13 protein-coding genes are annotated in these 19555 nt (G+C 69.6%); 4 read left to right on the top strand and 9 right to left on the bottom strand.

Annotated elements, in window-relative coordinates; all coding sequences use genetic code 11:
- Positions 1-102 precede the first annotated feature (102 nt).
- From MKK67_RS31290 to MKK67_RS31280, 3 genes are all read right to left on the bottom strand, one after another.
- Entirely contained in the window at positions 103-1206 is a 1104-nt protein-coding gene (locus tag MKK67_RS31290) for a branched-chain amino acid aminotransferase (RefSeq protein ID WP_279601936.1), read from the bottom strand.
- Between the two features lie 249 nt (positions 1207-1455).
- Positions 1456-3309, bottom strand: coding sequence for an ABC transporter ATP-binding protein (locus MKK67_RS31285; RefSeq protein WP_243972925.1), 1854 nt, complete (start codon positions 3307-3309; stop codon positions 1456-1458).
- A 119-nt stretch (positions 3310-3428) separates the two neighbouring features.
- A complete protein-coding gene (locus MKK67_RS31280) occupies positions 3429-3950 on the bottom strand; it encodes a Spy/CpxP family protein refolding chaperone (protein WP_243972923.1) in 522 nt (173 codons plus the stop codon).
- A 148-nt stretch (positions 3951-4098) separates the two neighbouring features.
- Here MKK67_RS31280 and MKK67_RS31275 point away from each other — a divergent pair, with 148 nt between their 5' ends.
- The 4 genes from MKK67_RS31275 to MKK67_RS31260 all read left to right on the top strand — a co-directional run bounded on the left by MKK67_RS31275 (position 4099) and on the right by MKK67_RS31260 (position 9347).
- A complete protein-coding gene (locus tag MKK67_RS31275) occupies positions 4099-5037 on the top strand; it encodes a metal ABC transporter solute-binding protein, Zn/Mn family (protein WP_243972921.1) in 939 nt (312 codons plus the stop codon).
- Positions 5038-5268: 231 nt separating this feature from the next.
- Entirely contained in the window at positions 5269-7005 is a 1737-nt protein-coding gene (locus MKK67_RS31270) for a heparinase II/III family protein (protein WP_243972919.1), read from the top strand.
- A 68-nt stretch (positions 7006-7073) separates the two neighbouring features.
- Entirely contained in the window at positions 7074-8672 is a 1599-nt protein-coding gene (gene purH / locus MKK67_RS31265; protein ID WP_243972917.1) for a bifunctional phosphoribosylaminoimidazolecarboxamide formyltransferase/IMP cyclohydrolase, read from the top strand.
- 234 nt (positions 8673-8906) lie between these two features.
- Positions 8907-9347 carry a hypothetical protein gene (locus tag MKK67_RS31260; RefSeq protein WP_243972915.1) on the top strand — a complete coding sequence of 147 codons (441 nt, stop codon included), beginning with the start codon at positions 8907-8909 and terminating at the stop codon, positions 9345-9347.
- Here MKK67_RS31260 and MKK67_RS31255 read toward each other — a convergent pair.
- The 6 genes from MKK67_RS31255 to MKK67_RS31230 form a co-directional block, all read right to left on the bottom strand.
- The gene (locus MKK67_RS31255) at positions 9339-9479 is read right to left on the bottom strand and encodes a hypothetical protein (RefSeq protein WP_243972913.1); all 141 of its coding nucleotides are present in this window, start codon (positions 9477-9479) and stop codon (positions 9339-9341) included. The two genes, MKK67_RS31260 and MKK67_RS31255, sit on opposite strands and share 9 nt — an antisense overlap.
- A gap of 514 nt (positions 9480-9993) precedes the next feature.
- The gene (locus MKK67_RS31250) at positions 9994-11676 is read right to left on the bottom strand and encodes an MFS transporter (protein WP_409568466.1); all 1683 of its coding nucleotides are present in this window, start codon (positions 11674-11676) and stop codon (positions 9994-9996) included.
- A 727-nt stretch (positions 11677-12403) separates the two neighbouring features.
- Positions 12404-14086: a cation acetate symporter gene (locus MKK67_RS31245; protein WP_243972911.1), complete on the bottom strand. Its 1683-nt coding sequence runs from the start codon at positions 14084-14086 to the stop codon at positions 12404-12406.
- Entirely contained in the window at positions 14083-14457 is a 375-nt protein-coding gene (locus tag MKK67_RS31240; RefSeq protein WP_243972909.1) for a DUF485 domain-containing protein, read from the bottom strand. The genes MKK67_RS31245 and MKK67_RS31240 overlap by 4 nt, the downstream gene beginning before the upstream one ends.
- A 124-nt stretch (positions 14458-14581) precedes the next feature.
- A complete protein-coding gene (gene acs, locus MKK67_RS31235; protein ID WP_243972900.1) occupies positions 14582-16528 on the bottom strand; it encodes an acetate--CoA ligase in 1947 nt (648 codons plus the stop codon).
- A gap of 269 nt (positions 16529-16797) precedes the next feature.
- Positions 16798-19485 (bottom strand): PAS domain-containing protein, encoded by a 2688-nt coding sequence (locus MKK67_RS31230; RefSeq protein ID WP_243972898.1) that lies wholly within the window; start codon positions 19483-19485, stop codon positions 16798-16800.
- Between the last annotated feature and the right edge of the window lie 70 nt (positions 19486-19555).

The following is a 19555-nucleotide window of genomic DNA, read 5'->3' as shown; positions in this document are numbered from 1 at the left end:
AATCTATGTCGCTCGAAGCCCACAGAGCGGGGAGGGAGGACGCGCCGCAAGTCCTGAAAGCGAACCGGGCAAACCGACCCCACTCCCGCGGCGAAAAAAACCCTAAAAGACCTTCTGGAACCAGCCGCGCGATTCCCGGGTCGTGCCGCGCTGGATATCCACCAGCAGGCTGCGCAGCCGGCGGGCCACCGGGCCGGCCACGGCGTCGCCGATGGTGAAATTGTCCTCGCGGCCCTTCACGGTGCCGATCGGCGTGATCACTGCGGCGGTGCCGCAGGCGAAGGCCTCGGTGAGCCGGCCGGCCCGGACGTCGGCCCGCCAGGCGTCGATCGTGTAGGGCTCTTCCTTGACGGTAAGGCCGGCCTCGCGGGCCAGGGTGATCACCGAATCGCGGGTGATGCCGGGCAGGATGCTGTCCGAGAGTGGCGGCGTCAGCAGCGAGCCGTCCTCGAAGACGAAGAACACGTTCATGCCGCCGAGCTCCTCGATGTAGCGGCGCTCGGCCGCGTCGAGGAACACCACCTGCTCGCAGCCCTGGCGCGTGGCCTCGGCCTGCGCGGCGAGGCTCGCCGCGTAGTTGCCACCGCACTTGGCCGCGCCGGTGCCGCCCGGCGCCGCGCGGGTGAAGTGCTCGGAGAGCCAGACCGTGACCGTGCCGTTCGGATCCTTGAAGTAGGACCCCACCGCCGAGGCGATGGTGATGAACAGGTATTCCGAGGCCGGCTTGACCCCCAGGAACGCCTCGTTGGCGATCATGAACGGCCGCAGGTACAGGCTGCCGTCGGGGGTGTCGGGGATCCAGTCGCGGTCGATCTCGACCAGCTTGTGCATGGCCTCGACGAAGGCGTCCTCCGGGAACGGTGCCATCGCCATGCGCTCGGCCGAGAGCCGGAAGCGGCGGGCATTGGCGTCGGGGCGGAACAGGGCGGCGCCGCCATCCGCGGTGCGGTAGGCCTTGAGCCCCTCGAAGATCTCCTGCGCGTAGTGCAGCACCGCGGCGGCGGGATCGAGCGGGATCGCCTCGCGCGCCTGGATCCGTGCGTCGTGCCAGCCGCGCCCGGCCGCGTAGCGCGCCACCACCATGTGGTCGGTGAACACCTTGCCGAAACCCGGATTCGTCATCAGGGCGGCCCGCTCGGCATCGGTCCGGCGGGCGGGATGGGCTTGGGTCTCGAACGTCAGGTCGCTCACGGGTGGGGTCCTCATAGACTCAAGTCCTTATGCCGCGCTCCGGCGGACGAATCTACGGAGCGCGTGCATGCCTATGGTGTCGCTCATGCCTTGCCGGCGGCTTGCGTGGCGCGCGCCTCACGCTGCCGGCTACGGGGTTCACGCGTCGACCTGTGACGTCCGCGACGCGCCTCCTCCCCCGTGCGGGCTACAATGTTCACACATCGGCTTGCGAAAGCCGCGACGCGCCCCCTCTCCCGTGCGGGAGAGGGTTGGGGTGAGGGATCAGGTTTGTCCGGAGAGGTCGCACCCCTCACCCTGTCCCTCTCCCGCACGGGAGAGGGGACCTGTGCCTCGTCCGGCACTGAAAGAGTCCGGTTGCATCGTCGGCGTCGGATCCGACAGCTGCATCCGGTGCAGTCGGGCATAGGCGCCGCCAGCCGCGATCAGATCGTCGTGCCGGCCGGTCTCGATCACCCGGCCGGCCTCCATCACGGCGATCCGGTCGGCCTCCCGCACCGTCGAGAGGCGATGGGCGATCACCAGCGTGGTGCGGCCGCGCATCAGCCGGGTCAGCGCCTCCTGGACCAGGCGCTCGGATTCCGAATCGAGGGCCGAGGTCGCCTCGTCGAGGAGCAGGATCGGCGCGTCCTTGAGGAAGGCCCGGGCCAGGGCGACCCGCTGCCGCTCGCCACCGGAGAGGCGGTTACCGGCCGGTCCGACCCGGAAATCGTAGCCTTCGGGCAGGGCGGTGACGAAGGCGTGGGCCGCCGCGGCGCGTGCCGCCGCCTCGATCTCGACCGGGCTCGCCCCGGGGCGGCCGAAGCCGATATTGGCCGCGACCGTGTCGTCGAACAGCACCACCTCCTGCGAGACCACCGCGACGGCGGCCCGCAGGGAGGCGAGCGTCACGGCGCGCACGTCCTGGCCGTCGATCGTCACTCGGCCGGCGGTGACGTCGTAGAGCCGCGGCACGAGGTTGAGCAGTGAGGATTTTCCCGATCCCGAGCGCCCGACCAGCGCGGTGGCTGCGCCCGCGGGTACGGTGAGGTCGATCCCCTCCAGGGCCGGCGCGTCCGGGCGGTAGCGGAACTGCACGCCCTCGAACCGAATCGCCCCGGCGGTGACAACGAGCGGCGCCGCATCGGGCGCCTCGCGGATCTGGGGCGCCTCGTCCATCACGTCGAAGTAGCGCCGGAGCGCCGCCGCCGCCTCCTGCAGGATGGCGTTGAGGTTGCCCAAAGCCCGGGCCGGCTGCGCGGCGAGCAGCAGCGCCGCGACGTAGCCGGTGAAATCGCCCACCGTCCGCTCGCCGGCCAGCACCCGCTGCCCGACCAGGACCAGCACGCCGGCCACCGCGATGCCGCCGCCCACCTCCAGCAGCGGGTCGAGGCGCCCGCGGGCGTTGGCGGCCTTCATTTTGAGGCGGCGCACCTCGTCCAGTGCCTGGGCTGCCCGGCCCTTGAGATAGCCCTCCATGGCGTAGGTCTTGGCGACCCGGGCGCCCTGGAGGCTCTCGGAAATCAGGCTGGCGGTGGCGCCCATCTGCTCCTGCGTGGTGGTCGAGACCCGCCGAAGTTTTTTTCCGATCCGCCCGATCGGGCCCGCCACCAACGGCACCGTCAGGCCGGCGACGAGCGTCAGCACCGGGTCCATCCAGATCAGCGCCGCGACCAGGCCGATCAGCATCGCGATGTCGCGCAGCAGCACGGTGGAGATGCGGGTCAGCGCCTCCTTGATGAAGGCGAAATCGGTGGTGAAGCGCTGGGTCAGCGCCGCTGGGCTCTCGCGGCCGAGCTGCGCCAAGTCGGATTCGATCAGGTGGCCGTAGAGCGCCGCCTGCATGTCGGCCTCGACCCGGGTGACGACCCGGTTGGTCAGCACCGTCTGGCCGAAGAGCGAGAAGCCGCGCAGGGCCGTGACCACGATCACCACCAGCGGCCCGTAGGCGATCGCCGCCGCATCCTTGCGGTCGAAGGCGTCGAAGGCGGCCTTGATCAGCGCCGGGTACAGCCCGGTCGAGCCGCCCACCAGCGCGATCAGCACCAGCACCACGGCGAGCGTCCCGCGATGGGGGTAGAGCCAGATCCGCCACAGGCGGACCAAGAGGGGGAAGGTGTCGCCGGGGAGGCGCGCCATGGAGCTTACCGGTTGGGTCCTGTCACCGGGCTCCCTGGGGCAGAACGCGCGGCGGCAGCGGTTTGCAGCCGCTGCCGCCGCGGATCAAGGTTTTTGGTTTTTCGGGTTCAGCTACGCGCTCAGCGTTGATCGCCGTCCGGGCCGCGCGCGTCGTCGCGGTGGTGATGCCAGCCGCCTTGGCGATGGCCACCCATCGGACGGGCCAAGATCATCGCGCGCCGCTTCTGGCCCTCGTCCAGGCTGGCGTAGAGCGGTTGCGAGGCGTCGGCGAGCTTGCGCAGGGCCTCGCCCCGGGCGGTCGTCGCATCCGCCATGGCCCGCAGGGCGGCGGGCGCGTCGTCGGACATCTTCGGGCGATCGCGCATCGCCTCGCGACGCTGCTGGCGCAGCTTGACCATGTCGCGCAGCGCGGCCTCGACCGGCGGCCACAGCTTCTCCTGGTCGGCGTTGAGCTTCAGGCCGGCATGCAGGCCGGCGATGCGGGCATCCGCGAAGGCGGCCCGATCCTCGGGGGTCAGGGCGCTCCAACGCCCGGGACCCCGGAATCCGTCGGGACCGCGGTCACGCGCGGCGGCCGCGCCGACGAGTCCCAGGCCGAGGGCACCGGTGACGAGAAGGGCGGCTCTCAAACGTCCGGACATGGCATGCTCCATCTCACGCTCGGCCGACGCGGCGATGACCCGGCGGCGACCCACGATCCGCATCAGGCGCCAGCCGTGTATCCCGCTTGTGTATGTAACATTGTTACACTACAGGCTCCGAGGCTCCGGTGGATTGGGAGGACAACAGGTGCGCGGGACGGTTCGGTTGGCGTGGCTCGCGGGCCTCGCCCTGTGGCTCGGCGTCTCTCTCCCGGCCCGGGCGGTCCCGGACGGCGAAAAAGTCCGTGCGGTGGCGAGCTTCTCGATCCTGGGCGATCTCGTGCGCGCCGTCGGCGGCCCGCACGTGGCGGTGACGAATCTGGTCGACCCGGATTCCGACGCGCACGGCTTCAGCCCGTCCCCGGCCGACGCCAAGACGCTGGCGAGGGCCGACATCGTGTTCGTCAACGGCCTCGGGCTCGAAGGCTGGCTCGACCGGCTGATCCGGGCGTCCGGCACCCGCGCGCCGGTCGTCGTCGCCTCCGCGGGGGTGAAGACGATCGCTGCCGTGCACGCGCATGCCCATGCCGACGGCGGACACGACCACGACGACCACGCGCTCGACCCGCATGCCTGGCAGAGCGTCGCCAATGTGCGGATCTACGTGGCCAACATCCGAGACGGCCTGGCGAAGGTGGACCCGGTCCATGCGGACGCCTACCGGGCCGCGGCCGAGGCCTACACGGCGCAACTCGACGAGCTTGATCAGGCCGTGCGCCAGGCGGTGGAAAAAATCCCGCCGGCGAACCGGCGGATCATCACCACCCACGACGCGTTCGGCTATTTCGCCGACGCCTACGGCCTGCGCTTCATCGCCCCCCAGGGCGTGTCCACCGACAGCGAGGCCAGCCCGCGCGATGTCGCGGAGATCATCCGGCAGATCCGCCGGGAGAAGGTGCCGGCGGTGTTCCTCGAGAACATCAGCGACCCCCGCCAAATGGAGCTGATCGCCCGCGAGGGCGGCGCCCGGATCGGCGGCAAGGTCTATTCCGACGCCCTGTCGGGACCGGACGGGCCGGCCGCGACCTATCTCGACATGATGCGCTCGAACCTGCGAGCGTTCGACGCGGCTTTGGCCCCGGGCTGAGGCGCGAAAAACCCGGTTCCCACAGCCGAAATCCTCACGCCGGTTCAACCGGAGCGTGCGCGATCCCGCATTCTTTCCCGCCGCGGGAATGACATAGCGTAAACCGCCGGTTAAGAGGCCGCCTCTAACCTGAAACGAAACGGGTGCCAGCCGATCCTCGTACCCGAGGGCTCGGGTCCTTGGGGCCTGGCGGGAGCGCGTGGCTCGGAGATCGCGTGGCTGGGAGATCGCGTGGCTTGGGGGCCTGACCGCTGGCGCTTCTACCGGCTCGTGGCGCGCGAGACCGCGCGGACCCTGCGTGCGGTCGGCGCCAGCCTCACCGCCTCGCCCGACATCCTGGCGCGGATGCGGGTCACCGGGCTGGTGATCGCCCCGCATGACCTGCGCACCTCCGACGCGACGTTCGCGGACGACATCTATGCCGGTCTGTTCGTGTTCGCCGGGCGGTCGCTCGCGGCGAGCGGCGGCTCGCCCTTCGACTACGCCCCGCCCTCGCCGGAATGGGCCGACGAGCTCTACGGCTTCGGCTGGCTGCGCCACCTGCGGGCGGCCGACACGGCCTTGGCCCGGGCCAACGCCCGCGCCTTCGTGGCCGATTTCATCGCCGGCCGGGGCGATCCGTCTTTGGCCCGCCACACCCCGGTGGCGGCCCGGCGGCTGATCTCGTTCCTGTGCCAGTCGCCCCTCGTGCTCGAGGGCGCAGACCACGGCTTCTACCAGAACTTTTTGAAGGCCATCGCCCGCAACGCCCAGCAGCTGGAGCGGGACTTGCGGCGGGGCGTGGCGCCGCAATGGCGCCTGAACGCCGCCGTGGCGCTCTGCTATGCCGGCCTGTGCTGCGACGGCATTCAGCCGATCCTGCGCCGGGCGACCCGGATCCTGTCGCGCGAGCTCGACCGCCAGATCCTGACCGATGGCGGCCACCGCTCCCGCGACCCGCGCTTCGCCATGGAGCTGCTGCTCGACCTGCTGCCCCTGCGCCAGAGCTATCTCAGCCGCAGCGTCGAGCCCCCCGCCGCCCTGCTGCGGGCGGTGGACCGGATGTTGCCGCTGCTGCGGCTCCTGCGCCACCCGGACGCTTCGCTCAGCCATTTCAACGGCATGGGCGCCACCGATGCGGACCATCTCGCGACGCTGCTTGTCTATGATGGCGCGCTCGCCCGGCCGATGATGCACGCGCCGAATTCCGGTTACGAGCGCCTGGAGGGCGGCCGGGTCGTCGTGGTCGCCGATGTCGGCAAGAGCCCGCCGCTGCCCTACGCGCTCAATGCCGGGGCGGGCTGCCTCGCCTTCGAGATGTCGAGCGGTCCGCAGCGGATCGTGGTCAATTGCGGCCTGCCGGCCAGCGGGCCGGACCTGCGGCTGCTGGCCCGGTCCACCCCGGCCCATTCCACGGCGAGCGTCGCCCACGCTTCCTCCTGCCGCTTCCTCACCGCCACCGGCTGGTGGGGCGAGCGCATCGTGGCCGCGTGGCTGATCCGCCGCCGCGGCGCCGTGGTCCTGCGTGGCCCGACCGCGGTGGCGGCCGAACGTGTGGAGGAGGGCGACAGCACCGTGCTCGCCGCCCGGCACGACGGCTACGCACAGGATTTCGGCATCGTGCACGAGCGGCGCTGGCAGCTCTTTCCCGCCGATGCGCGGTTGGAGGGCCGGGACGCTTTCCTGCGTCAGGGCAAGGGCCGGGTGCGCGGCCACGACGTGGCGATCCGCTTCCACCTGCATCCCGGCATCGCCGTGCGCGGCGTGCCCGAGGGGCTCGAACTCGCCTCGGCGCTCGGCGAGGTCTGGGTGTTCCGGGCGTCGGGGGCCGAGATCGCGCTGGAAGAGAGCGTGTATTTCTCGGGCCTGACCGGGCCACGCCGCACCGACCAGATCGTGCTGCATCTGCGCGTCTCCGACGATGTCGACGTGCGCTGGAGTTTCGAGCGCCTGGCCTCGGCGCCGATGCGGGGTGCGACGGCTCCCTGATCCCGGCTGGCCCCGCGCCCCGGTTCCATGCTACCGCGCGCCGAAATCTCAAGGTTCGGCAAGCAGCTATGGCGCACGATCAGGTGCGGGTCTCCCGCGCGCTCCTCTCGGTCTCGGACAAGACCGGCCTCGTCGATTTCGCCCGGGCGCTGCATGCCCGCGGCATCGCCCTGGTCTCGACCGGCGGCACCCATCGCGCGCTCCAGGAAGCCGGCCTTCCGGTCACCGAGGTTGCCGACCTGACCGGCTTCCCCGAGATGATGGACGGGCGGGTGAAGACCCTGCACCCGGCGGTCCACGGCGGCCTGCTCGCCATCCGCGACAATCCCGAGCACCAGGCCGCGCTCGCCGCCCACGGCATCGGGGCGATCGACTTGCTGGTGGTCAACCTCTACCCGTTCGAGGCGACCATCGCGGCCGACAAGCCGGAGGCCGATTGCATCGAGAACATCGATGTCGGCGGCCCGGCGATGATTCGCGCGGCGGCCAAGAACCACGCCGACGTCGCCGTGGTCACCGACGTCTCGGATTACTCCGCGGTGCTCGCGGCCCTGGAGCAAAACGACGGCACACTCGGCGGTGACCTGCGCCGCCAACTGGCCCAGAAGGCGTTCGCCCGCACCGCGGCCTACGATTCGGCCATCGCCAACTGGATGGCGGTCCAGTTCGGCACCGAGACGCCCGGCCGGTTTCGGGCCTTCGGCGGCACGCTGGCCCAGAGCCTGCGCTACGGCGAGAACCCGCACCAGGCGGCCGCCTTCTATCGGGCGCCCGGCAAGGTCCGGGCCGGGGTGGCGACCGCGCGCCAGCTCCAGGGCAAGGAGCTGTCCTACAATAACTTCAACGACACCGACGCCGCCTATGAATGCGTCGCCGAGTTCGACCCGGGCCGCTCCGCCGCGGTGGCGATCATCAAGCACGCCAATCCCTGCGGCGTGTCCGAGGGCGCGAGCCTGCTCGAGGCCTACGAGCGGGCGCTCGCCTGCGACCCGACCTCGGCCTTCGGCGGCATCGTCGCGCTGAACCGGACGCTGGACGCGGAGGCCGCGCGCCGGATCGTCGAGATCTTCACCGAGGTGATCATCGCCCCGGACGCCACGCCGGAGGCCACCGCGATCGTCGCCGCCAAGAAGAACCTGCGCCTCCTGGTGGCCGGCAGCCTGCCCGACCCGCGGGCACCCGGCGAGACCGTCCGCACCCTGTCCGGCGGGCTGCTGGTCCAGGGTCGGGACGCGGTGGTGGTCGACGACATGCCGCTCAAGGTCGTGACCAAGCGCGCGCCGAGCGCGGCCGAATCGGCGGACCTGCTGTTCGCCTACCGGGTCGCCAAGCACGTGAAGTCGAACGCCATCGTGTACGCCAAGGGCGGCGCCACCGTGGGGATCGGGGCCGGGCAGATGTCCCGGGTCGATTCCTCCCGCATCGCCGCCTGGAAGGCCGCCGAGGGCGCCAAGCGCTTGGGCCTCGCCGAGAGCCTGGCGGTCGGGTCCGTGGTCGCCTCGGACGCGTTCTTCCCCTTCGCGGACGGCCTGTTGGCGGCGGCCGAAGCCGGGGCGACCGCTGTGATCCAGCCGGGCGGCTCGATGCGCGATGCCGAGGTGATCGCGGCCGCCGACGAGGCGGGGCTGGCCATGGTGTTTACCGGGCACCGCCACTTCCGGCACTGACGCCGGACCGCCCCGGCCGTTCGGCCGGGGCTCGGCACGGCGTTAACGCTCTGCGGAAAAACGTTCGATCGCGCGCCGCCGTGCGGACACCCGGACCCCCGCGCCGGAGTTCGACGATGGATCTATTGGCGATGCAACGACTGCCGATTGAGCAGTTTCCCAATATCGATTTTGCAAAATCAAATACCAGATCGGCAAACGCGTCGTATTTGAAGCGATTTGATCCGGATATGTGTGGGGCTTGATATTTCAGCGCCTGCGCGGCATGAAAAATATGCGGCGCGACGGAACTTTGTCGTCGGATCGCGCGATCTGTTCGTGGATCGAGTGTGCGGTGCCCGTGACATAGGGCTTCGGAACCCCTTTTCGGGGATGTTGTCTCAGCATCCTGCGCTGAACAACCTTGAGCCAGGTGACGCGATGTTACTCGCTGCAGTGCTGTTCGGGATCGGGTTTCTGATCGGCTGGTCGTACACCATGCTGGTCATGATCGCGACGTCGGTTCTGATCTTGATCGGCGCCGTTCTTCTCTTCGCGTTCGGCCCTGGGCTCGATATGCTCCATGCCTTGATCGTGCTGGGCTATCTCACCGCGCACCAGTCCGGATACCTGCTCGGCGCGTATTGCAGCGGGTGTTACGACGATAAGCGCAAGCGGCAGTCACCGTTACCATAGCCAGATCGGGCCGTCGGCGACGGTGTAGATCGCGATCCAGACGGCAATCGTCGTGATATGGGCGCCGACAACCAGAGATAGAGGCGGCTTGCTGCCGCTCTTGCGATGAAGCTCCGTCAAGGCGTCGGTCACGTTTGATTTCCTGTCTGACTGTAAATCGTTTCCAAGACGGTTGAGGCCGGCCATCGGTTCCGCCAAGACTGATTTTTAATCGGCAACAAGTGGTTGTCAGACTACAACCTGTATGTCTGTATCGCCGGGCTTCGGCGCTGCCCGTACCATTAGACAGAAAATAATAATAGCCTTCGCGCGCCGGATTTGCGGGGGAATGTCAATCTCTGGCCGGCCATCGCTTCACACTGACGCAGGATCGCCTTCGAGCTGGCAAGACAGCCGTACCTGCATTGGCGGGGGGCATGCGTGATAAGGCGCACCTAGAGCGCCAATGCCCCGCGCGATGTCCACTGGCGCCGGATCCCGGCTACCGATTCGGCGCCAGCCGCCATCGCTGCGCTCGCGGTGATGGTCGCCCCGACCCGGATCCGGATCGCCTGTCCGTCCAGCGCCGCACGCCACGCCGCAAACGGAAACACCCGAACCGCGCGGAGGCGGCCCGGGTGTCGTCATGCGACCTGTGGGACGGCGTTCAGGTGTCGGCGAAGATGTCCCGATCCTTGGTCTCGGGCACGAAGATCACCCCGATGACCACCGTCGCGACCGCGATGACGATCGGGTACCAGAGGCCGTAATAGATGTCCCCGGTCTGGGCCACCATTGCGAAGGCGGTGGCCGGGAGCAGCCCGCCGAACCAGCCGTTGCCGATATGGTAGGGCAGGGACATCGAGGTGTAGCGGATCCGGGTCGGGAACAACTCCACCAGCATCGCGGCGATCGGGCCGTAGACCATCGTCACGAAGATGATGAGGACGAACAGCAGGCCGATCACCTGCGCGACCTGCGGCCGGAAGATGTCGAACGGGTTCGCCATTTTGACGATCTCGGAATCGCCCGCCTTCGGGTAGCCCGCCGCCTGGAGCGCCGCGGTCACGGCCTTGTTGGCCTCGGGGGCGCCCCCCTGCGGATAGGCGATCTCGGTGCCGTTCAGCCGGATCACCGTGGGCTGGCCGGCGGCACCCGGCGCGGTGTCGTATTTCACGGAGGATTTCGACAGGAAGTCGCGGGCCAGATCGCAGGGCGCTGAGAACACCCGCGTGCCGACCGGGTTGAACAGGGTCCCGCAGGCGGCTGGGTCGGCCGTGACGGTGACCTTCACATTCTCGATCGCGGCCTGGAGCTTCGGATTGGCGGTGGCGGTGATGCCCTTGAAGATCGGGAAGAACGTCGCTGCCGCGATGGCGCAGCCCGCCAGGATGATGACCTTGCGGCCGATCTTGTCCGAGAGCCAGCCGAACAGCACGAACAGGCCGGTGCCGAGGAGCAGCGACCACGCGATCAGCAGGTTGGCGGTGTAGCCGTCGACCTTCAGGATCGATTGCAGGAAGAACAGCGCGTAGAACTGACCCGTGTACCAGACCACACCCTGACCGGCGACGAGGCCGAACAGGGCGATCACCGCGAACTTGGCGTTCTTCCACTCGCCGAATGCCTCGGTGAGGGGCGCCTTCGAGGTCTTGCCCTCGTCCTTCATCTTCTGGAAGGCCGGGGATTCGGAGAGCTGGAGGCGGATCCACACGGAGATGCCGAGGAGCAGCACCGAGACCAGGAACGGGATCCGCCAGCCCCATTCGGCGAAGGCCGCCTCGCCGGTGAAGGTCCGGGTCGCCAGGATGACCAGCAGCGACAGGAACAGGCCCAGCGTCGCCGTGGTCTGGATCCAGCTGGTGTAGAAGCCGCGCCGGCCATTGGGCGCGTGCTCGGCCACGTAGGTCGCCGCACCGCCATACTCGCCGCCGAGCGCCAGCCCCTGGGCCAGCCGCAGGACGATCAGGATGATCGGCGCCGCGATGCCGATGGTGGCGGCGTTGGGCAGGATGCCGACGATGAAGGTCGACAGGCCCATGATCAGGATCGTGATCAGGAAGGTGTATTTGCGCCCGACGAGGTCGCCGATGCGGCCGAACACCAGGGCGCCGAACGGACGGACGATGAAGCCCGCCGCGAAGGCGAGCAGCGCGAAGATGTCCCGGGTCGCCGGCGGATAGGCTGAGAAGAATTGAGCGCCGATGATCGCCGCGAGTGAGCCGTAGAGGTAGAAATCGTACCACTCGAACACGGTGCCGAGTGAGGAGGCGAAGATCACCCGCTTCTCCGCCGAACTCATCGGCCGCGCGGCATCCCCCGCCCGCGGGATCGCAGTTGCCACAGCCATGACCCGGTCCCTCCAAGACAACGCGTGCGCGGCCGATGGCGTCGGCCGTCGATATTTGGGCTGCTCGCCGTGCATAGCGCGCAGATCACATATGCGTGACTGTAAGGAACCGCTCGGTCAATCCGTAATCTGGGGATGGTGCGGGTCATCAACATGGCGGCGTGCGGAGGATGTCCGGTGCCTGGAATAAGGCGGCTCGCCCCCCTCTGCGGGCTACGATGGTCATACATCGCTGCTGAATGAGGCTGACGGCCAGGCGCACACGCGTCTCCCTCCCCCCTCTGCGGGGGAGGGTGGCCCCCGAAGGGGGTCGGGAGAGGGGAGCGACGGTGCAGGATAGGGCTGCGGCCTTCATGCCCGCTCTGCTTCATCCGGAAGCCGGGTTCCCCTCTCCCGACCCCTGCTGACGCAGAGGCCACCCTCCCCCGCAGAGGGGGGAGGGAAGGCGCGGGGTCGTTCTGGAGTGCCATACCCGTCGATCGGACGGTGATCCCAAACGCGAAGTGTGAACGTCGTAGCCCGCACGGGAGAGGGCGCATCGCCGCCGGCACAAGCCGATCTGTGTACTTCGCAGGCGCCGGCGGAGCGGTCTTGGCCACTACCGGGCTGCTGCGAACCCGTCGCCCGCCGGGAAGACGTGCTGCCGCCCCGCTCAGACGACGTCCCTGAAACGACGAAGGGCACGGCTCGCGCCGCGCCCCCCGGTTCTCGCAAATCAGCCTCGGGGTCAGTGGGCGTGCGCCCCCGACGCGCCGATGCCGGTCTCGGAGCGCACGAACTGCGCCTCGAAGGCGGCGCGCTCGCGTTGCGCCCGGCGCGAGTTGTCGAGGCTCGATACGGCCCAGATCGTCACGAATGCCAGCGGCATCGAGAACAGGGCCGGGTTGTCGTAGGGGAAGATCGCCGCGGCGTTGCCGAACGTCACCACCCAGACGGCCTTCGACAGCACCACCATCCCGACCGCCGAGATCAGCCCGACGAGGCCGCCCGCGAGCGCCCCCCAGGTGGTCGTGCCGCGCCAGAGGATCGACATGGACAGCACCGGGAAGTTGCAGCTCGCCGCCACCGCGAAGGCCAGCCCGACCATGAACGCGACATTCTGGTTCTCGAACACGTAGCCGAGATAGATCGCCACGATCCCGATCACCACGGCCGAGAGCTTGGACAGGTTGACCTCGTGCTTCTCGGTGGTGCGCCCGCGGGCGATCACCTGGGCGTAGAGGTCGTGGCTGACCGCCGAGGCGCCCGCGAGCGTCAGGCCCGCCACCACCGCCAGGATGGTCGCGAAGGCCACCGCCGAGATGAACCCGAGGAAGTACGGGCCGCCGACCGCGTTGGCGAGGTTGACCGCGACCATGTTGGTGCCGCCGATCATGTCCTTCAGCTTGTCGAAGGTGCCGGCCGCGCCGAGCTTGAAGTAGCTCGGATCCGACATCAGCAGGGCGATGCCGCCGAAGCCGATGATGAACGTCAGGATGTAGAAGTAGCCGATCAGGCCGGTGGCGTAGAACACCGACTTGCGCGCCGCCTGGGCATCCGAGACCGTGAAGAACCGCATCAGGATGTGCGGCAGGCCGGCGGTGCCGAACATCAGGCCGACGCCGAGCGAGATCGCCTCGACCGGGTTCGAGACCAGGCCGCCGGGCGCCATGATGGCGTCGCCCTTCGGGTGGACCTGCACCGAGGCCGCGAACAGGGTCTCCGGGTTGAAGCCGTACTTGAACAGCACCGCGCCGGCCATGAAGGTCGCGCCGCCCAGGAGCAGGCAGGCCTTGATCACCTGGACCCAGGTGGTGGCCTTCATGCCGCCGAAGGCGACGTAGACGATCATCAGCACGCCGACGATGATCACCGCGTAGAGGTAGGGCAGGCCGAACAGGAGCTGGATCAGCTTACCGGCGCCGACCATCTGGGCGATCAGGTAGAACGCCACCACCACCAGGGTGCCCACCGCCGAGATGATGCGGATCGAGGTCTGGTCGAGGCGGAAGCTCGCCACGTCCGCGAAGGTGAACTTGCCGAGGTTGCGCAGGCGCTCGGCGATCAGGAACAGCACGATCGGCCAGCCGACCAGGAAGCCCGTGGAGTAGATCAGCCCGTCGAAGCCCGAGGTGTAGACCAGGCCCGAGATGCCCAGGAACGAGGCCGCCGACATGTAGTCGCCGGCGATCGCCAGGGCGTTCGTGCCGGCCGAGATGCCGCCGCCCGCGGCGTAGAAGTCGGCGGCCGACTTGGTGCCCTTGGCGGCCTTGTAGGTGATGCCGAGCGTCAGCACGACGAAGAACAGGAACATGCCGATGGCCGGCCAGTTCGTCGCCGACTGCGTGACGGCACCGAGATCGGGGCCGGCCGCGTAGGCCGCGCAAGCCGTGATCGTGGCCAGCGTCAGGCCGAGGAGGATCCGGTTCATCGGCCGACGCTCCGCTTCAGGGCGTCGCTCAGGGCGTCGAAGCGGGTGTTGGCCCGGGCCACGTAGATCCCGGTGAGCGCGAAGGCGAACAGGATCACGAACACGCCCATGAACAGGCCGAGCGAGGCGGTGCCGCCCCCGACCTTCACGGCGAGCAGCGACTTGTCGAAGGCGATCAGGCCGATGAAGCCGAAATAAACGACCAGCATCAGGATGGTCAGGATCAAGCCGAACCGGGTGCGCTCGGCGACGAGCTGCTGGAATTCCGGCGTCCGGACGATCCGGTCGATCTGCGGATCGACCGCCGCGGCGGCGTTGCGGGATGGTGGGGGCGCCGTGCCCCCGCGAAGGCCGAGTGTCGAGCCGCTCATGGCGTGTTCCTCCCGCGAAGGCGCTCCGGCCTTCCGGTTTTTCTTGAGAACAAGTTTCGTGGTTCTTGTTGGGGGCGGGCGCCGGACCGGCACCCGCCTCGTCGTTTCTGCGCGGCCGGACCAATCAGGGTCGGTTCTGCCGGTTCTCGATCAGGTCTTCGACCACAGCCGGCTCCGCCAGCGTCGAGGTGTCGCCGAGCGAATTGAAATCGTCCTCCGCGATCTTGCGCAGGATGCGGCGCATGATCTTGCCCGAGCGCGTCTTCGGCAGGCCGGGGGCGAACTGGATCAGGTCCGGCGAGGCGATCGGCCCGATATCCTTGCGGACCCAGGTCACCAGCTCCTTGCGCAGGGCGTCGTCGCCTTCCTCGCCGTCGTTGAGGGTGACGTAGGCGTAGATGCCCTGGCCCTTGACGTTGTGCGGGTAGCCGACGACCGCGGCCTCGGCGACCTTCGGGTGGGCGACCAGGGAGGATTCGACTTCCGCGGTGCCCATCCGGTGGCCCGAGACGTTGATCACGTCGTCGACCCGGCCGGTGATCCAGTAATAGCCGTCGGCGTCGCGGCGGGCGCCGTCACCGGTGAAATACTTGCCCGGGTAGGTCGCGAAGTAGGTCTGCTCGAACCGTTCGTGGTCGCCGTAGACCGTGCGCATCTGGCCCGGCCAGGAATCCGCGATGCACAGGTTGCCCTCGCAGGGACCCTGCAGGACCTTGCCCTCGGCATCGACCATCTCGGGCTTCACGCCGAAGAACGGCCGGGTCGCCGAGCCCGGCTTCAGGGCGGTGGCGCCCGGGAGCGGGGTGATCAGGATGCCGCCGGTCTCGGTCTGCCACCACGTGTCGACGATCGAGCAGCGGCCCTCGCCGACGACGTTGTAGTACCATTCCCAGGCTTCCGGATTGATCGGTTCGCCCACCGAGCCGAGCACGCGCAGCGAGGCCCGCGAGGTCTTCTTCACCGGCCCCTCGCCACCGCCCATCAGCGAGCGGATCGCGGTCGGCGCGGTGTAGAAGATGTTGACCTTGTGCTTGTCGACCACATCCCAGAACCGCGAGGTCGACGGGTAGGTCGGGATGCCCTCGAACATCAGCGTGGTCGCGCCGTTGGCGAGCGGCCCGTACACGATGTAGCTGTGGCCCGTGACCCAGCCGACATCGGCCGTGCACCAGTACACGTCGCCCTCCCGATAATCGAAGACGTATTGGTGGGTCATCGACGCGTAGACCAGGTAGCCGCCGGTGGTGTGCACCACGCCCTTCGGCTGGCCGGTCGAGCCCGAGGTGTAGAGGATGAACAGCGGGTGCTCGGCCTCCACGGCCTCGGCGGGGCACTCGTCGGTCACCTGCTCGGCGGCCTCGTCGTAGTAGACGTCGCGGCCGGCCTCCATGGCGACATCGCCGCCGGTGCGGCGCACGACGATGACGTGGTCGACGAGATCATTCCCCAGGCGCTTGATCGCCTCGTCGACATTGGCCTTCAGCGGCACCTTGCGGCCGCCGCGCAGGCCCTCGTCGGCGGTTATCACCACCTTGGAGGTGCAGCCCTGGATGCGCGAGGCCAGCGAATCCGGCGAGAAGCCGCCGAACACGATGGCGTGGATCGCGCCGAGCCGGGCGCAGGCCAGCATCGCGTAGGCGGCTTCCGGGATCATCGGCATGTAGAGGGTGACGCGGTCGCCCTTGCCGACGCCGCGGTTGCGCAGGACGTTGGCCATCCGGCAGACCTGCGCGTGCAGCTCCCGGTAGGTGATGTGCTTGGATTCGTCCGGGTTGTCGCCTTCCCAGATGATCGCGGTCTGGTCGCCGCGGGTCTCCAAGTGCCGGTCGATGCAATTGTAGGCGACGTTGGTCTTGCCGTCCTCGAACCACTTGATCGAGACCTTGCCGGGCTCGAAGCTCGTGTTCTTGACCTTGGTGAACGGCGTCATCCAGTCGATGCGCTTGCCGTGCTCACCCCAGAACGCGTCGGGATCGTTGACCGATGCCTCGTAGAGCGAACGATATTGGGCGTCGTCGACGTGAGCACCCTCACGCCACGCAGCCTGGACCTCGACGACCTTGCCTTCCATGGCATTCCATCCCTGTTTGGTGCCCGATCGTATCGCGGCGTGGGCCGCGCAGCCAGGACTTCCAAAGTAACGTAGCCTACATCGTGCGACGACGATATCGTCGCCGCCCCGCTCAAGCCGAGTCCTCAGACCCGGAACTCAATTGGGCGCAATGTAAGGCTTGATTGAAGCCCGCCCGAAGCGCTGTCAAGCGGAGCGCGGCGGCCGAACCGTCAGCTGCGGCCGACTGTTTCCGAATACTTGTAAGACAGCTCGACCGCGTCGCGTTTTCACCCGTTCGCGGCGCGACGCGTCGGCATGATGATCTCCACCAGCGTGCCGTCCTCCGGGCGCGCCGACAGTTGGAGACGCCCGCCATTGGCCTCGACCAAGGCCCGCGGCAAAGCGAGGCCGTCCTCAACTTCGCCTGCCGGTCCGGACGCGGCCTGGGTCGCCCCGGCGCCGGTATCCCGCACCCGCAGAGCCACCGCGGCGCTCTCGGTCGAGCCGGTCGAGACGATGACCTGCCCGCCGGCCGCCGAGCGACGGATCGCGTGCTCGATGACCAGGCAGGCGGCGCGGCTCACAGAGCGCTCGTCCGCCTCGAGGTCGTCGAGGCCGGTGGAGAAGCTCGTGCGCACCACGATCCGGCCCCGGGCCGCTTCACCCTGCAGCTGCGCCACGCAACCCGCGACGACGTCGTTGAGGGCGATCCGGCGCGGATCGAGCCGCAGGGCTCCGGCCTCGACGGTGGCGAGGTCCAGAAGCTCGCCGACGCGCTCCAGCATCAGCGCACCCGAGGTCTTGATCTGGGCCAGGCAGCCGCGATAGCGCACGTCCCCCAGGGGGCCGAACGGCTCCTTGAGCATCGCGTCGGCCAGCTCGACCATCCCGTTCAGCGGACCCCGGAAGGCCCGGTCGAGGCGCGCCAGGGCTCCGTCGAGGCCCGAGGCGGGGGCCGGCGGCGGCTCGGCGCTCGGCAGGATTTCCACCGGCGCGGCGTTCAGCACGGCGACCCGGCGTCCGTCCTCCCGGGCCGGTGAGACGCCGATCGTCAGCGCCCGACCGGCCACCGAGACTGGCCTCGGCGCCCCCGCCGCGCCCCGCAGGGCGTCGGCGACGGCCAGTACGCTCTCCCGATCGAACAGGGCGACGAAGCTGCCGCCGACGATCTCCCGGGGGTCGCACCCGAACAGCTCGGCGGCCGCCCGGTTCATCGCCACGATCCGGCCGGCGCCGTCCAAGGTCAGGACCCCGGCCTCCAGCGCGTCAAGGGCGGCTTCCGCGGCGGCGGTCCGCTCCGCCTGCGCGGCGCGGGCGAGGCGCTCGGCCGTGAGTGCGCCGGCCGGATCCGCCTCGTCGATCGGGCGCAGCACCAGGCAGGTCGCCGGTCGGCCCTCCCAGGTGCAGGGGCCGCCCATCACTTCGACCGCGCGGGCGCTGCCGTCTGCCGCCGCGACGGCCGTCCGGCGCGCGGCCGGATCCGGGCCGTCCGACTGAGGCAGGCCGCGGAACAGCTGGTCGAGGCCGGCCTTCGTCAGGGCCGGAACGTCGGCATAGCCGGTGATCTCCAGGAGTGCCTGATTCGCTGCCAGGATCACGCCCTCGCGATGCACGAGGGTCGGCAGGGGCAGCCCAGCCAGGAAATCGAGGTCGCGCGTCGCGGCGGCCTCGCGTGCCTCCGCGACGCCGGCATGCGGGCCGGGGAACGGCATCACCGCGCCGCCCCGGGGCGCCGGGATCGGGGCCGCCGCGTCGTCACCGGCATAGCGGGCTCCGAGCGCCCGCGCGATCTCCCGGAAGGCGGCATGCTCGTCGGTCGATAGCGATGGCTGCTCGACGGGTCGTGCGGCCGGAGGCTCGGGCGCGGCCGGCATGGGGGTGGGTGGCGCTGGCGCATCGGTCGGCTCCGCCGGCTCATGCGGTGGGTGCTCGACGAAGGCGATTGCGGGCTGCGGCTCGGCTGGGGTCGGGGCGGTCGAAGCCGGGGTCTCGGCCGACATGGGCCCCGCGGCGGCCGCCTGTTCGACCCTCGCGGGTGCCCGCTCGGTTGGCCCCGGGGCTAACACGGCTGAGGCGACCGGCGCCTGCACGGGCTCACGCGATGGCACAAGCTCGGGCGATTCTTCGGGCGCTGCAACCGGTTCGATCGGGGTGGGCGCCTCCGTCGGGACCGGCGGCGCCGGCACGCTACGCACCAGCCCGAAGCCGCCGAACCCGGAAAACGCCGCATCCCCCCGCCCGAGCGGGGCGCCGGACAGTTCCACCTGGAACGGGCCGTCGCCGAGGTCGAGGCGGGCCGGCTCGGCGCGGAAGGTACTCCGGTCGCGCAAGGCCGCGAACATCCCGTCGGCGCCGGTGATCCGGCCGGTCTCGGCCAGATCCTGCCAACGCTGGCCGACGAGGCCGGCGAGGCCCTCGGAACCGGTCAGCGTGGTCAGCGCGCCGGAGGCATCGCTGCGCCACAGGAAGCGGTCGCCCGTGTTCAGGCCTGAGAGTGCGACCGGTATGGCCGCAGGTGTCGATTCGCGCGCCGGTGCTTCCACCTGCGGAGCTGCCGGAGCGGCCGACCGCGGGCGCGGCAGCTTCACCGGGGCCGTCGGGATCACGAGGACAGCCGGCCGGCCGTCGTCGCGGGTCCCGCTGACCACCTGACACAGCGCGGGCGGGGCGATCCGCCTGGCGTCGAGCGAGAGGCGGGCGAGCCGGGGCGCGGTGTCGTGCGGATGGGCCCGGGCGATCTGGCGGCCCAGGGAAGCCGTGTCGGCGGCGGCGGCAAGCGCCTGCCCCGACGGGGAGGCGAGCAGGACCCGCCCGTCAGCGGGATCGATCACGAGATAGAGCGCGTCCGGGTCGGTCAGCGCGGCCGCGAGGCTCGGCAGGCGCGCCCAGGCCGCGAAGGCTGCGGCCAGGTCGGCCTCTGCCGCCCCGGTGGTCGATGTCTGTGTCGTCTGCAAAGCCCGCGACCTCGAACCCACGCCCGATTCCTCGTCCCCGGCCCGCTTTGCCCGAGAAACACGCGCAACCGTACCCCTATTGTAAAGGCAC

Origin of the sequence: Methylobacterium sp. J-072, assembly GCF_022829425.1 — a bacterium.
GTDB lineage: Bacteria > Pseudomonadota > Alphaproteobacteria > Rhizobiales > Beijerinckiaceae > Methylobacterium.
Note: the sequence above shows the minus strand (reverse complement) of the source record. Positions and strands in the feature narration are given on the sequence as shown.

Coding starts and splice junctions, on each gene's coding strand:
- MKK67_RS31290 (WP_279601936.1), bottom strand. CDS start 1,206: ATGAGGACCCCACCCGTGAGCGACCTGACGTTCGAGACCCAAGCCCAT.
- acs (WP_243972900.1), bottom strand. CDS start 16,528: ATGGAAGGCAAGGTCGTCGAGGTCCAGGCTGCGTGGCGTGAGGGTGCT.
- MKK67_RS31285 (WP_243972925.1), bottom strand. CDS start 3,309: ATGGCGCGCCTCCCCGGCGACACCTTCCCCCTCTTGGTCCGCCTGTGG.
- MKK67_RS31250 (WP_409568466.1), bottom strand. CDS start 11,676: ATGGCTGTGGCAACTGCGATCCCGCGGGCGGGGGATGCCGCGCGGCCG.
- MKK67_RS31280 (WP_243972923.1), bottom strand. CDS start 3,950: ATGTCCGGACGTTTGAGAGCCGCCCTTCTCGTCACCGGTGCCCTCGGC.
- purH (WP_243972917.1), top strand. CDS start 7,074: ATGGCGCACGATCAGGTGCGGGTCTCCCGCGCGCTCCTCTCGGTCTCG.
- MKK67_RS31245 (WP_243972911.1), bottom strand. CDS start 14,086: ATGAACCGGATCCTCCTCGGCCTGACGCTGGCCACGATCACGGCTTGC.
- MKK67_RS31240 (WP_243972909.1), bottom strand. CDS start 14,457: ATGAGCGGCTCGACACTCGGCCTTCGCGGGGGCACGGCGCCCCCACCA.